Source organism: Streptococcus ruminicola (genome assembly GCF_011387195.1).
Taxonomy (GTDB): Bacteria; Bacillota; Bacilli; order Lactobacillales; family Streptococcaceae; genus Streptococcus; species Streptococcus ruminicola.
On sequence record NZ_CP046919.1, the window covers coordinates 1,800,948 to 1,813,974 of the forward strand.

A 13,027-nucleotide genomic window follows, 5' to 3' on the forward strand; every position below is an offset into this window, starting at 1 on the left:
ATCATTGTGAAAAATTCACTAACTTTTAAGATAAAAATAGAGAGTTTTCGCCTAAAATTTTTGCTTTCTTCTTTTTTCAAATTTTTACAATAAGTTCGTGACATTTCTCACTTAACGTGTTAAAATATTATTCGTATGGGCGTCAGCCTAAAAAAATTAAGGAGATGTTTAGATAAATGACTGCAACTAAACAACACAAAAAAGTTATCCTTGTTGGTGACGGTGCCGTAGGTTCTTCTTACGCATTCGCACTTGTAAACCAAGGAATCGCTCAAGAACTTGGTATCATCGAAATCCCACAATTGTTCAACAAAGCTGTTGGGGATGCTGAAGACCTTAGCCACGCTCTTGCTTTCACTTCACCTAAAAAAATCTACGCAGCTAAATACGAAGACTGTGCAGATGCTGACCTTGTAGTTATCACTGCAGGTGCTCCACAAAAACCAGGTGAAACTCGTCTTGACCTTGTTGGTAAAAACCTTGCTATCAACAAATCAATCGTAACTGAAGTTGTTAAATCTGGATTCAAAGGAATCTTCTTGGTTGCTGCAAACCCAGTTGACGTCTTGACTTACTCTACATGGAAATTCTCTGGATTCCCTAAAGAACGCGTTATCGGTTCAGGTACTTCACTTGACTCAGCTCGTTTCCGTCAAGCATTGGCTGAAAAACTTGATGTTGATGCTCGTTCAGTTCACGCATACATCATGGGTGAACACGGTGACTCAGAATTCGCTGTTTGGTCACACGCTAACGTTGCCGGTGTAAACCTTGAAAGCTACCTTAAAGACGTTCAAAACGTTGAAGAAGCTGAATTGGTTGAACTTTTCGAAGGTGTTCGTGACGCTGCTTACTCAATCATCAACAAAAAAGGTGCTACATTCTACGGTATCGCTGTTGCGCTTGCTCGTATCACTAAAGCAATCCTTAACGATGAAAATGCAGTACTTCCACTTTCTGTATTCCAAGAAGGTCAATACGCTAACGTAACTGACTGCTACATCGGTCAACCAGCTATCGTTGGTGCACACGGTATCGTTCGTCCAGTTAACATTCCATTGAATGACGCTGAACAACAAAAAATGGAAGCTTCTGCTAAAGAATTGAAAGCTATCATCGACGAAGCTTTCTCTAAAGAAGAATTCGCTTCTGCTTGCAAAAACTAATTTCTAGTTTTTAAATAAAAAGCTATCCGTAAGGATAGCTTTTTTTGTGTCTTATTTTGCATTTAAGGCAGCCATTGTAATGTAGTTATATGGCTTATTAAAATGTGGCAAGAAGAACAAATCTGTGAGAGCTAATTTATCAATCGTAACACCTTCTTGAATGGCTAGTGAGAAAAGATGAATACCTAATGAAACATCTGCCATTGCTAGCATCTGAGCACCTAATACACGTCTACTTTCTTTGTCATAAACAATCTTTAAAGTGACTTCGAAGTTATTTTTCTCGATGAAATCTGGTTTTTGTTTATCGCTGTATTCTACTTCTTCTGCGTCAAACCCTTTAGCTTTTGCTTTTTCAAGTGTCAAACCAGTTGATAGCATATTTAAACCATAAATGGAAATACCGTTTGACCCTTGCACACCAATTCCTTTAAGATTACGTCCGCAAGCATTATGCGCAGCAACAATACCAGTTCTTACTGCATTTGAGGCTAGTGCGATATAATCTGTTTCTCGAGAAGCATTGTTATAAATGGTTGCACAATCACCAATTGCATAAACGCCAGGGAGACTTGTTTCTTGTTTTTTATCAACAAGAAAAGCACCGTTTTTGAAAAGTTCAACATTTCCAGCAGCAAGGCTTGTATTTGGTCTAAAACCAACAGCAAGGATAACCATATCAACATTATAACTTGCTTTATCCGTGATGATTTTCTCAACTTTTGTTTTGCCAACAACTTCTTTTACTGTTTCTCCGAAAGCTAACTTGATGCCGTGAGCTTGAAGATTATTTGCCATAATAGCACTTAAATCTTCATCATAATAACCTGCAAGACACGTATCTGCAACATCAATCAGAGTTACTTCCTTTCCTTTACGCTGAAAAGCTTCTGCTAATTCTACACCAATGTAACCAGCACCCACAACTGCAACACGTGAAATCTCTTTTTCCTTAAGTTTTTGAATGACATCTTGAGCGTTTTGATAGAGTTTTACAAACTGAATGTTTTCCAACTTAGCTTCAAATTCTTGGCTATCTTCTTTTAGCTCAACTCCCTTAATCGGTGGAATAATCGGTCTTGAACCTGTCGCAAAAATTAATTTATCGTAACTTTCTAGGTGAGGCTTCCCATCAACCAGAGCTGTCACTAATTTCTTGTCGTAGTCAACTGACTCTACCGGAGAATTCATGTAAATTCTTGCTCCCAACTGCTCAAGTTCTTCTTTATTTGAATAAAAAAGCCCTTCTGGTCCTGAAATTTGCTGACCAATCCATAAAGCCATACCACATCCTAAAAATGAAATATTTGAATTTTGATCAAATACCACCACTTCGTTTTCAGAACCATAGTTAGTTAACATCGTTTTTATGCAAGCTGTACCAGCGTGATTTGCTCCAATTACAACAATTTTACTCATATAGAAGTAACCTCGATTATCTTATTTATTAAGGTAACTATATCATATATTTGAAGCGCTTACAATTATTTAGCTTAAAAATAAGTTGGTATTATGCCAACTTATTTGTTTTATTTTGATTTAATGTAGTTAACACCATCTGCTTTTGGTGCAACAGCTTTACCGAAGAAGGCTGCTAAAACAACGATTGTCAATACATATGGCGCAACTTTAAGGTAAACTGATGGAATGCTTGAGAAGAATGGTAATTGTGCTCCAATAATCGCAAGAGATTGTGATAAACCGAAGAATAGACTTGAAAGCATTGCTCCGACTGGATTCCAACGACCAAAAATCATAGCAGCAAGAGCGATGAAACCTGGACCTGCAATTGTTGTAACCGCAAAGTTGTTTGAAATCGTTTGTGCATAAACAGCACCACCAATTCCTCCAAGGAAACCTGAAATCATAACACCTGCATAACGCATAAGGTAAACGTTAATACCAAGTGTATCAGCTGCTTGTGGGTGTTCACCAACTGAACGAAGACGAAGACCAAAGCGTGTCTTGAAGATGATGTACCATGAAATAAATGATACCAAGATAGCTACATATGCTACCAAAGATGTATTGTTAAAGAAGATTTTTCCGATAAATGGAATATCTTTTAAAATAGGAAATGAAAAACGACCGAATGTTTGAGTAATTGTATCTGTTTGACCTTTACCAAACAAGTGACGGCATTGGAAAACCGCAAACGATGGTGCAATCAAGTTCAATACTGTACCAGATACAACGTGGTCAGCACGTAAGTTAATAGTTGCTACTGCGTGGATAAGTGAGTACAAAAGACCAACTAAACCAGCAACAATTGAAGCAACCCAAGGTGTCGCATGTCCGAAAACATCAGCATAAGTGAGATTGAACAAGACACCTGAGAAAGCACCCATAACCATGATCCCCTCAAGACCGACGTTAACAATACCTCCACGTTCAGAGAATGTTCCACCGATACTTGTAAAAATCAAAGGTGCAGAATAAATTAGCATGGAAGAAACTAATAGGGCTAACGTTGTTGAAAAACTCATCTTACTTTCCTCCTTCTTCTTTTTTAGTTTTAATGAATTGACGAATCAAGTAATCAGCTCCGACAAAGAAAATGATAAAGGCTGACACAACATCGATAACTTCTGATGGGATACCAATCATACCTGTTTTACCGATTGAAAGAACGGCATATAAGAATGATGCAAATGGAATACCAAGAGCTGTATTAACAGCAAGTAGAGATACGGCCATTCCGTCCCATCCAATACTTAATGAGCTTGTTTGAGAATAGACATTTCCGAATGTTCCAAGACCTTCAACAGTACCACCAAGGCCAGCAAGAGCACCTGAGATAATCATTGAAACTACAATCAAATGTTTAGCTGACATACCAGCGTATTCAGCAGCATGTGGGTTAATCCCTACAGAAGTAATTTCATATCCCAATGTTGTTTTACGCATTAAGAACCATACGATAAAGACAGCAAATAAGGCGATGAAAATACCGATGTTAATACGTGAATTATCTGTTAGAGCAGATAGCCATTCTGTTTGATATGATGCATTTTCAGAAACTTTGATAGTTGCTTCTGTTGTACGCATGATTTTATCTGGGAATACATCTTGGATAAGATATTGGGTTCCGTACAAGATGATGTAGTTCATCATGATTGTAACGATAACCTCACTTGTACCAAGGAAAGCACGTAAAATACCAGGAATGGCACCAGCGATACCACCAGCAATAAGACCGACTAAGACAGTACAAATAACTGAAACTGGTTTTGGTAAATCAGGGAATGACAAAGCAAACCAAACTGACATTACCCAACCCATTAACGCTTGACCAGGAAGACCAACGTTAAAGAAACCAGCTTTTGAAGCAACTGAGAAACCAAGGGCAATCAGGATAAGTGGACCCATTGCACGGAAGATTTCACCAATATTTTTTACTGAACCAAATGCAGTGTAAAGCAAATCATTATATGCCCACAAAGGATTATATCCGAAGCAAAGCATAAGGATTGCTCCGAGTAACATTCCAAGGAATACTGCAATCAATGGAACAGCCCATTTTTGGGTTTTCTTAGACATTAACATTAGAATCCTCCTTTTCCACTTTTCCACCAGCCATCAAAATACCAAGTTCTTGTTTATTGGTTGTGGCAGCGTCTAAGATACCTTGAATTTTACCATCATGAATAACGGCAATACGGTCGGAAACATCAAGGATTTCATCTAATTCAAAACTAATAACTAAAACGGCTTTACCTTTATCACGTTCGGCAACCAAACGTTTACGAATATATTCAATCGCACCGACGTCAAGTCCACGTGTTGGTTGACTTACGATAAGCAAATCAGGATTGCGATCGATTTCACGAGCGATAACCGCTTTTTGTTGGTTACCACCTGAAAGAGCTCCACCTGATACCAATTCACTTGCGGCACGAACGTCGAATTCAGCCATCAATTGACGAGCATGTTCATTCAACTTGTGATAGTTCATGAAACCATGTTTACTGAATGGCTCTTTGTAGTAAGTTTGAAGAGCAATGTTTTCAGCAATGGTCATATCAAGGACCATACCATCACGGTGACGATCTTCTGGCACGTGTCCAACACCCAATTCAGTAATCTTACGTGGGCGTTGGTTAGTCATGTCAACACCTTTGATGAAGAAATTACCTGATTCAACTTTACGCAAACCAGTCAATGCTTCAACCAATTCTGTTTGACCATTACCATCGATACCTGCGATACCAACGATTTCACCAGCACGAACATCCAATGACAATTCTTTAACAGCTGGAACGCCTCGGTTTTCGTTAACAACTAAATCTTTGATTGAAAGAACGACATCTTTTGGATTAGCAGGAATTTTATCTGTTTTAAATGAAACAGCACGTCCAACCATCATTTCAGCCAATTCGTTACTTGTTGAATCAGCAACTGGAACTGTCTGAATTGATTTACCGTGTCGGATAACTGTAACACGGTCTGCAACGGCACGAATTTCATCAAGTTTGTGAGTGATTAAGATGATTGATTTACCTTCTTTAACCAAATTACGCATAATATCAAGCAATTCAGTGATTTCAGAAGGTGTTAAAACAGCTGTCGGTTCATCAAAGATAATGATTTCAGCTCCGCGGTAAAGTGTTTTTAAGATTTCAACACGTTGTTGCGCACCAACTGAAATATCAGAAATTTTAGCAGACGGATCAACCGCCAAACCGTATTTTTCAGATAATTCTTTGATTTCTTTACTTGCTTTTTTAAGGTCAAGAATTCTAGGACCTTTTGTTACTTCATTACCTAAGATAATGTTTTCAGCAACTGTAAAAGCTTCAACCAACATAAAGTGTTGGTGAACCATTCCGATACCCATCTTAGCTGATTTAGATGGTGAATCTAGTGTAGCCTCTTCACCTTTTACTAAGATTTGACCACTTGTTGGTTGTAGAAGACCAGCAAGCATATTCATCAAAGTCGATTTACCGGCACCATTTTCTCCGAGGAGAGCGTGGATTTCACCTTTTCTGACTTCTAAATTAATATGGTCATTTGCGACAAAATCACCAAATTTCTTGGTAATCTCACGCATTTCTATGACGTTTTCATGTGTCATGTGTGATCCCTTTCAGTCTAATAATAATTTTTAGGTCAGTTAAGCCCATTAAAAGACCTTTAATGAACTTAACTGAGATAAAAATGACTTTTTACCTCAGCCCCTGAAAAAAGGCGACCAATTTGGTCGCTTTTTTCAAAAGAGCGATTATTTGTTTACGCCATCATCAACTTTTACTTCGCCTTTGATAACTTTTTCTTTTGCAGTTTCTACAGCAGATTTGATGTTATCTGGAAGGTTTGTAGTAACAAGATCTACACCGCCATCTTTAAGACCGTATGTACGAGTTTGGTTACCACCGAATTTTTCATCTTTAAGTTGACCGTTAGCGATATCTTTAACAACTTGACCTACTTCTTTGATTGTTGAAGTCAAAACAAAGTTTGATTTCACTTTATCAGATGAAGTATAGTTACCTTCTTCAGTTTGGTCACGGTCTACACCAACAACCCAAACTTTTTTGTCGCTATCAGCTGGTAATTTTTCGTTGATTTCTTTAGCTTGTGAGAAGACACCAGTACCTGAACCACCAGCAGCATGATAAATAACATCAGCACCGCTAGCATACATTGTTGCAGCGATTGTTTTACCTTTAGCTGAATCAGAGTATGAACCAGCATATTGGACGTCAACTTTGATTGAGCTATCTACTGAAGCAACACCTTCTTTGAATCCAGTTTCAAAGCGAGTGATTGTATCAGATTCGACACCTCCTACAAAACCAACGTGTTTTGTTTTAGATTGCATTGCAGCTGCAATACCCGCAAGGTAAGCACCTTCGTTATCTGCAAACAATACACTTTCAACGTTTTTGTGGTCTGCAACGACATCATCGATAATAACATAGTTTGTATCTTCGTTTTGAGGTGCAGCTTCATCAACAGCGTCGTGAAGGTTGTAACCAATTGCAAAAACAAGGTTGTAACCATTTGAAACAGCTGAGTCTAGGTTTGTTGCATAGTCTGACTCACTATCAGATTGGAAGTAAGTGTAGTCAGTATCTTTTTTCAATTTGTTTTCTTTACCCCAAACTTGCATACCTTCCCAAGCAGATTGGTTGAATGATTTATCATCAACACCACCTGTATCAGTAACGATTGCAGCTTTTACGCTTGAGTTTGAGCTAGAGCTAGATGAATTTGAACGACTACATGCGCCAAGCGCTAATGTTGCTACTGCAGCAAGTCCAAGACCAACAATTTTCTTGTTCATGAAAAATGAACCCTCCTAAAAAACTTATAAGCAACGTTTGTTGCTAAAATCTATCAAGCCAATTGGCTTAATGAACACTCTGAAAATAGACTCCAAAAAGTCTACAAAACTGTGGCAATGTTACCACCTGACCGTCGTCACGACCGTCCACAATCAAAAATAAGTTATCGTTTGAAGTTCTTCTAATTAATGATTAGTAGCTACCTTCTGCAGCAGTTTCACCATTAACAATTGCAACACCAGAAGACGCCCCAATACGTGTTGCACCTGCATTGACAAATGCTTCAGCGTCAGCATATGAACGTGCACCACCAGCAGCTTTTACACCAATGTTAGGACCGACTGTTTTACGCATAAGAGCAACATCATGTACATTTGCTCCTGCAGTTGAGAAACCAGTAGATGTTTTAACGTAATCAGCTCCAGCGGCTACTGACAATTGACATGCTTTTTCTTTTTCTTCATCAGTTAAAAGGCATGTTTCAATGATAACTTTTACTAATTTATCTCCGCTTGCTTCAACAACAGCACGAATATCATTTTCAACAAAATCATACTCTTTTGCTTTCAAGCGACCGATATTAATTACCATATCAATCTCATCAGCACCATTTTCGATAGCATCTTTTGTTTCAAATGCTTTCACACGACTTGTGTTAGCTCCTAGAGGAAATCCGATAACAGTACATACTTTTACATCAGAATCTTTTAAGGCTTCTGCAGCATGAGAAACCCAAGTTGGGTTAACACAGACACTAGCAAAGTTGTATTCTTTAGCTTCAGCAATAAGATTATCAATTTGATCTTGAGTGCTTTCAGGTTTCAATAAAGTGTGATCAATGTATTTGTTAATTGACATTAATATAATTTCCGTTCCTTCCTGAAAATGTTATTTTCATTTCATTAATAATTACACTCCATCTATTCTACCATTTTTTTGATAGAATGTAAGTCTTTTTTGCTATTTTTTTAATAAAGAGTAAAAATGGCAAAAACCGAAAATTCATTAAAACGCTTATTTCGTTTCACTTCCATATAAAAACCTTATTATAGCAACCTTTTTGCACTAAATATGACATATGTGTCATATGTCATATTCGGTATTCCTGAACCTTTTTCTATCATTTTACTATAAACAACAAGTTTTTACGACCATAAAATCAGTGTATTTTAGCTGTGTAATCGCTTTACATTAGTGTATTTTATGATTTTTATGTGAATAATTATTCTTTAAAAAGTGACTACGATGTCATAATTATTCTATGACATTTGTCACAAAGCTTGTCGTTAAAGGAATTCAACAAAAAAATCCTTATCGAACTAGAAATAATAACTAATTCAATAAAGATTTTTTATTCACTTATTTTGTTTTTTCACTTCGTAAAATATAATAGCCTTTATCGCGTTTTAAAATCTCAACATTTCCAAAAACTTCTTCCATTTTGGCTTTTGCACTTGGTGCACCTTGTTTTTTCTGAATAACAATTGTCAAATTGCCACCAACTTTTAAATAGTTAATACTTTCAGAAATAATTGTATGGACAACTTGTTTTCCTGCACGAATTGGCGGATTACTGATGATATAATCAAATGTTCCATTGACTTTCTCGTAGATATTTGATTGGAAAATATCAGCTTCGACACCATTTTTTTGTGCATTTTGTTTCGCTAAATCAATTGCACGATTATTGATATCAACCATAGTTGGTTTAACACCTTGAACTTTTGCTAGTGAAATTCCTAAAGGACCATACCCACAACCAAGATCTAACAGTGTCTTTCCTTTTTCGAAATCTAGGGTATTTAAAAGGACTTGACTCCCATAATCTACCATTTTTTTAGAAAAAACGCCTGAATCAGTTAAAAAAGTAAACGATTGCCCAAGCAAGGTAACTTTTAATTCATGAATGTCGTGAGCACTATCAGGATTTTCTGCATAATACATTTTAGTCATTCTTCTATCACTTTCTCTTATAATGCACTTCTATTTTATCATACTCTTCTATCATATCAAGTATTGTAACTGTTTTCAACTAAAGCTTAAAATGCTATAATAAATTACATAACCTCTTTAAGGAGTTTCGTATGACTAACGAATTTATTAATTTTGATCTTATTTCTCGCGAGACTTGGCAGGAATTACATCGAAAGACTCAACCTCTTCTTACAGCAGAGGAACTTGAATCAATTAAAAGTTTAAATGATAACATCAGTATTCAAGATGTTATCGAAGTTTACCTTCCATTAATTAGCTTGATTCAAATTTACAAAAACGCTCAAGAAAATTTATCTTTTTCCAAAAGTATCTTCTTAAAAAAAGAAGCGAGTAAGCGACCTTTCATCATTGGAATCTCTGGTTCTGTAGCTGTTGGTAAATCAACCACAAGCCGTCTCCTACAACTTCTACTCTCTCGTACATTTAAAGACAGTAAAGTTGAAATGGTTACGACAGACGGATTCATTTACCCAAATAAGGTCTTGATTGAGCAAAATATCTTAGATCGCAAAGGATTTCCTGAAAGTTATAATATGGAACTTCTTTTAAACTTCCTTGATACTGTCAAAAATGGAATGACAGCTCGCATTCCTGTCTACTCACACGAAGTATACGACATCATACCAGATCAAGAGCAAGTTATCGAAGCACCCGATTTCTTAATCGTCGAAGGTATCAACGTTTTTCAGAATCAAAAAAACAAACGTATCTATATGACAGGTTACTTTGATTTTTCTATTTATATCGATGCCGAAAATGATTTAATTGAAAAATGGTACCTAGAACGTTTTGACAGCTTACTAGAACTTGCTAAGACAGACAAGACAAACTACTATAATAGATTTGTTAAAATGCCACACAAAGACGCGTTAGAGTTTGCCAAAATGGTTTGGAAAACTGTCAATCTTGTAAACCTAGAAAAATATATTGAACCCACTCGAAATCGGGCAGAATTAATTTTACACAAAACTGATAATCACAAAATCGATCACATTTACTTGAAAAAATAAGTAAATTTTCCTGAAACAGTGATTAAGACTTGCCAAAACGCAATAAATTCTATATAATAATGTAGTTAGATTAATTTGGAGGTGAAAACATTGGCAAATATTAAATCAGCTATCAAACGCGCTGAACTTAACGTTAAACAAAACGAAAAAAATTCAGCACAAAAATCAGCTATGCGTTCTGCTATCAAAGCATTTGAAGCTAACCCATCTGAAGAGCTTTTCCGTGCTGCTTCTGCAAGCATCGATAAAGCTGAATCAAAAGGTTTGATTCACAAAAACAAAGCTAGCCGCGATAAAGCACGTCTTGCTGCTAAATTGGCTAAATAATATCCAATGAAAACTCCAAATGGAGTTTTTCTTTTTCTAATGAACACTCTTACAAACTAAAAAGGATGCTTAAAGCATCCTTTTTTATTTACCAAAATTATGTCGGTTAAAACGAACTTCAAAGATAGTTCCTTTTGGATGATTATCCTTAACTTGAATATCACCTTTTAAGGCATCAACAATTTGTTTAGCTAAGGATAGACCAAGTCCAAAGCCACCTTTTTGACGTGTCCTTGCCTTATCAACGCGATAAAAGCGATCAAAAATTTTCGCTTTATCAGCGTCACTAATACCTGGCCCATTATCAGCGACGGTTAGAATAGTCTGGCGTTCTGTTGTTTTAACTGTAAATTCAATAAAACCGTCGTCATCAGTGTACTTAATCGCATTATCAAACAAGATTGTCATCAATTGTTTAAGCAAGGTGCGATCAGTTTTTATCGGACGATCCGCAGAATTATGAGCAACAAAAGTTTTACCATTTTCTTCGGCAATCATGTTGTAATTCTCAAAAATTTCATTAAAGATTGAAGGTTGGATTTCTTCTAATTCAACTTTCAATCCATCATCTCGCCTAGCAAGGTTCAAAAGATTGGTTGTTAAAATACGCATATTACGAACTTCGTCAAGACTCGCTGCAATACTTTCACTGTTATCAAGAATTGTTGCATTCGGTCGTCTAAAAAGACTTTCAAGTCGGTTTTGAAGCACCGCTAACGGCGTTCTTAATTCGTGACTAGCATTTTCAACAAAACGCTTTTGTTTTTCATAACTTTCTAAAATTGGTTTACGCATCCAATTTGCCAAGTAAATACTTGCTAAAATTGAAATCATCCAGAAAATAATCATGACTGAAACAGTTATGGTTACATAACGTTCGTTTGCCTCATCAAGCTGACTAACACTGATTAAGAAAGTCGCGTATTCAATCGTTGGATAGTCACTACTATACACTCTAACCGTTAAAACATGGTATTTTTCGGTTTGACCAAAGATAGTTGTCATTTTCTCGTCTTTAATCTCACCAATAGTGTCTTCATCAACACTAGATGCTAATGTCCCAAACTGGACAAACGCATCAATTGCATTTACGATTTTTCCATTTGTATCGTACAATAGCACACTGACATTACTTAAACTTGCCACATTTGAGCTGGGTTTTCCTTTTCCAGAATTACTAAAACTATTATTAGATTGTAAGGAATCACTACGCTCCATTGTTCGTGTGACGTAATCACTTGCGTTGTCAGCTGCATTTTTTAAAGTGGTATCTACAGAAGAATATAGACCATAACGCATAATCTGCAAGATAATCGTGGTCATAATGATGAAAATTCCTGTAAATACAATGAAGAAATGGAAAAAATTAGAAAACGTTCCTGTTGATAATTTTTTGTGTATGTTATTCAGCATCTTTTAGAATATACCCTACACTACGAAGTGTTTGTAGATTTTTAGCAAAATTTGTTCCTTTTAATTTTTTGCGAATCTTAGAAACATAAACTTCAACAACTGAAATTGTAGTATCGCTATCAAATCCCCAAATACGGTCAAAAATTTGTGATTTTGGCAAAATAACATTTTGGTTTTGCAAGAAATAAACCAATAAATCAAATTCTTTACCTAGTAACTCCACTTTTTCACCGTTAACAGTTGTTGTGTTAGTTGATGTATCAGCTGTTAATTCGTGGTAAGAAAGAGTATTATCATTGAATTTTCCAGAGCGTTTCAAAAGCGCTTGAATACGCATCTTCAACTCTTCAAGATAAAATGGTTTTGTCAAATAATCATCAGCACCAAGTTCAAAACCGTGTCCTTTATCATCAAGGCTTTCTTTGGCTGTCATAATTAAGACAGGTGTCGTAATACCTTGTTCACGTAATTCTTTCAGAACTTGGAAACCATCTTTTTCTGGCAACATCAGATCAAGCAAAATGAGGTCATAAACACCACTTTCTGCCTCATAAAGCCCTTCTTCACCATCAAAGACTTGCATAACATCTGCAAAATCATCTAAAAAATCAAAGATTGAATTTGACAAACTCAAATCATCTTCTACTAATAAAATCTTAATCATATATCTTGCTCCCTTATTCGTCTTATTATATCATGACTTAACCCTTAAGTCTAAGTATTTAATACAATAATTTCAGTTTATCAAAAGCATATCGTAAGCAGCTTAAGATTTCCTAAAAACACAAAAAGCGTCTGAGTTTTCACTCAAACGCCCTTTATATTT

At 36.2% G+C, this 13,027-nt stretch carries 12 protein-coding genes; 3 read left to right on the plus strand and 9 right to left on the minus strand.

What is annotated here, in order from left to right; genetic code table 11:
• The first annotated feature begins 176 nt into the window (after window positions 1–176).
• Window positions 177–1,166 carry an L-lactate dehydrogenase gene (locus GPZ88_RS09140; protein ID WP_039696869.1) on the plus strand — a complete coding sequence of 330 codons (990 nt, stop codon included), beginning with the start codon at window positions 177–179 and terminating at the stop codon, window positions 1,164–1,166.
• Between the two features lie 51 nt (window positions 1,167–1,217).
• Here the strand turns inward: GPZ88_RS09140 and nox are convergent, their stop codons facing one another.
• The 7 genes from nox to GPZ88_RS09175 form a co-directional block, all read right to left on the minus strand.
• On the minus strand, window positions 1,218–2,585 hold the full coding sequence (gene nox / locus GPZ88_RS09145) for a H2O-forming NADH oxidase (RefSeq protein ID WP_166044194.1): 1,368 nt from the start codon (window positions 2,583–2,585) through the stop codon (window positions 1,218–1,220).
• A 110-nt stretch (window positions 2,586–2,695) separates the two neighbouring features.
• Window positions 2,696–3,652, minus strand: a complete 957-nt coding sequence (locus GPZ88_RS09150; protein ID WP_074560192.1) for an ABC transporter permease — start codon at window positions 3,650–3,652, stop codon at window positions 2,696–2,698.
• Between the two features lies 1 nt (window position 3,653).
• Window positions 3,654–4,706, minus strand: a complete 1,053-nt coding sequence (locus GPZ88_RS09155; RefSeq protein WP_074564775.1) for an ABC transporter permease — start codon at window positions 4,704–4,706, stop codon at window positions 3,654–3,656.
• Window positions 4,699–6,243, minus strand: coding sequence for an ABC transporter ATP-binding protein (locus tag GPZ88_RS09160; RefSeq protein WP_166044196.1), 1,545 nt, complete (start codon window positions 6,241–6,243; stop codon window positions 4,699–4,701). Before GPZ88_RS09160 ends, GPZ88_RS09155 begins: the two co-directional genes overlap by 8 nt.
• Window positions 6,244–6,390: 147 nt before the next feature.
• Window positions 6,391–7,455: a BMP family lipoprotein gene (locus tag GPZ88_RS09165; protein ID WP_166044198.1), complete on the minus strand. Its 1,065-nt coding sequence runs from the start codon at window positions 7,453–7,455 to the stop codon at window positions 6,391–6,393.
• 193 nt (window positions 7,456–7,648) lie between these two features.
• Window positions 7,649–8,314: a deoxyribose-phosphate aldolase gene (gene deoC, locus GPZ88_RS09170; protein WP_074625712.1), complete on the minus strand. Its 666-nt coding sequence runs from the start codon at window positions 8,312–8,314 to the stop codon at window positions 7,649–7,651.
• A gap of 501 nt (window positions 8,315–8,815) precedes the next feature.
• Window positions 8,816–9,409, minus strand: coding sequence for a class I SAM-dependent methyltransferase (locus tag GPZ88_RS09175; protein ID WP_157629041.1), 594 nt, complete (start codon window positions 9,407–9,409; stop codon window positions 8,816–8,818).
• A 131-nt stretch (window positions 9,410–9,540) separates the two neighbouring features.
• On the opposite strand from GPZ88_RS09175, the gene coaA reads away from it, so the two are divergent.
• Together coaA and rpsT are read left to right on the plus strand one after the other, a co-directional pair.
• On the plus strand, window positions 9,541–10,461 hold the full coding sequence (gene coaA / locus GPZ88_RS09180; protein ID WP_157629042.1) for a type I pantothenate kinase: 921 nt from the start codon (window positions 9,541–9,543) through the stop codon (window positions 10,459–10,461).
• A gap of 75 nt (window positions 10,462–10,536) precedes the next feature.
• A complete protein-coding gene (gene rpsT, locus GPZ88_RS09185) occupies window positions 10,537–10,788 on the plus strand; it encodes a 30S ribosomal protein S20 (protein ID WP_004231769.1) in 252 nt (83 codons plus the stop codon).
• A gap of 84 nt (window positions 10,789–10,872) precedes the next feature.
• Here rpsT and GPZ88_RS09190 read toward each other — a convergent pair whose 3' ends face one another.
• The gene (locus GPZ88_RS09190) at window positions 10,873–12,201 is read right to left on the minus strand and encodes a sensor histidine kinase (protein ID WP_039696862.1); all 1,329 of its coding nucleotides are present in this window, start codon (window positions 12,199–12,201) and stop codon (window positions 10,873–10,875) included.
• Window positions 12,191–12,865: a response regulator transcription factor gene (locus GPZ88_RS09195; protein WP_074563738.1), complete on the minus strand. Its 675-nt coding sequence runs from the start codon at window positions 12,863–12,865 to the stop codon at window positions 12,191–12,193. Before GPZ88_RS09195 ends, GPZ88_RS09190 begins: the two co-directional genes overlap by 11 nt.
• Between the last annotated feature and the right edge of the window lie 162 nt (window positions 12,866–13,027).

Coding starts and splice junctions, on each gene's coding strand:
- GPZ88_RS09195 (WP_074563738.1), bottom strand. CDS start 12,865: ATGATTAAGATTTTATTAGTAGAAGATGATTTGAGTTTGTCAAATTCA.
- GPZ88_RS09190 (WP_039696862.1), bottom strand. CDS start 12,201: ATGCTGAATAACATACACAAAAAATTATCAACAGGAACGTTTTCTAAT.
- GPZ88_RS09175 (WP_157629041.1), bottom strand. CDS start 9,409: ATGACTAAAATGTATTATGCAGAAAATCCTGATAGTGCTCACGACATT.
- nox (WP_166044194.1), bottom strand. CDS start 2,585: ATGAGTAAAATTGTTGTAATTGGAGCAAATCACGCTGGTACAGCTTGC.
- deoC (WP_074625712.1), bottom strand. CDS start 8,314: ATGTCAATTAACAAATACATTGATCACACTTTATTGAAACCTGAAAGC.
- GPZ88_RS09140 (WP_039696869.1), top strand. CDS start 177: ATGACTGCAACTAAACAACACAAAAAAGTTATCCTTGTTGGTGACGGT.
- GPZ88_RS09155 (WP_074564775.1), bottom strand. CDS start 4,706: ATGTCTAAGAAAACCCAAAAATGGGCTGTTCCATTGATTGCAGTATTC.
- GPZ88_RS09150 (WP_074560192.1), bottom strand. CDS start 3,652: ATGAGTTTTTCAACAACGTTAGCCCTATTAGTTTCTTCCATGCTAATT.
- coaA (WP_157629042.1), top strand. CDS start 9,541: ATGACTAACGAATTTATTAATTTTGATCTTATTTCTCGCGAGACTTGG.
- GPZ88_RS09165 (WP_166044198.1), bottom strand. CDS start 7,455: ATGAACAAGAAAATTGTTGGTCTTGGACTTGCTGCAGTAGCAACATTA.
- GPZ88_RS09160 (WP_166044196.1), bottom strand. CDS start 6,243: ATGACACATGAAAACGTCATAGAAATGCGTGAGATTACCAAGAAATTT.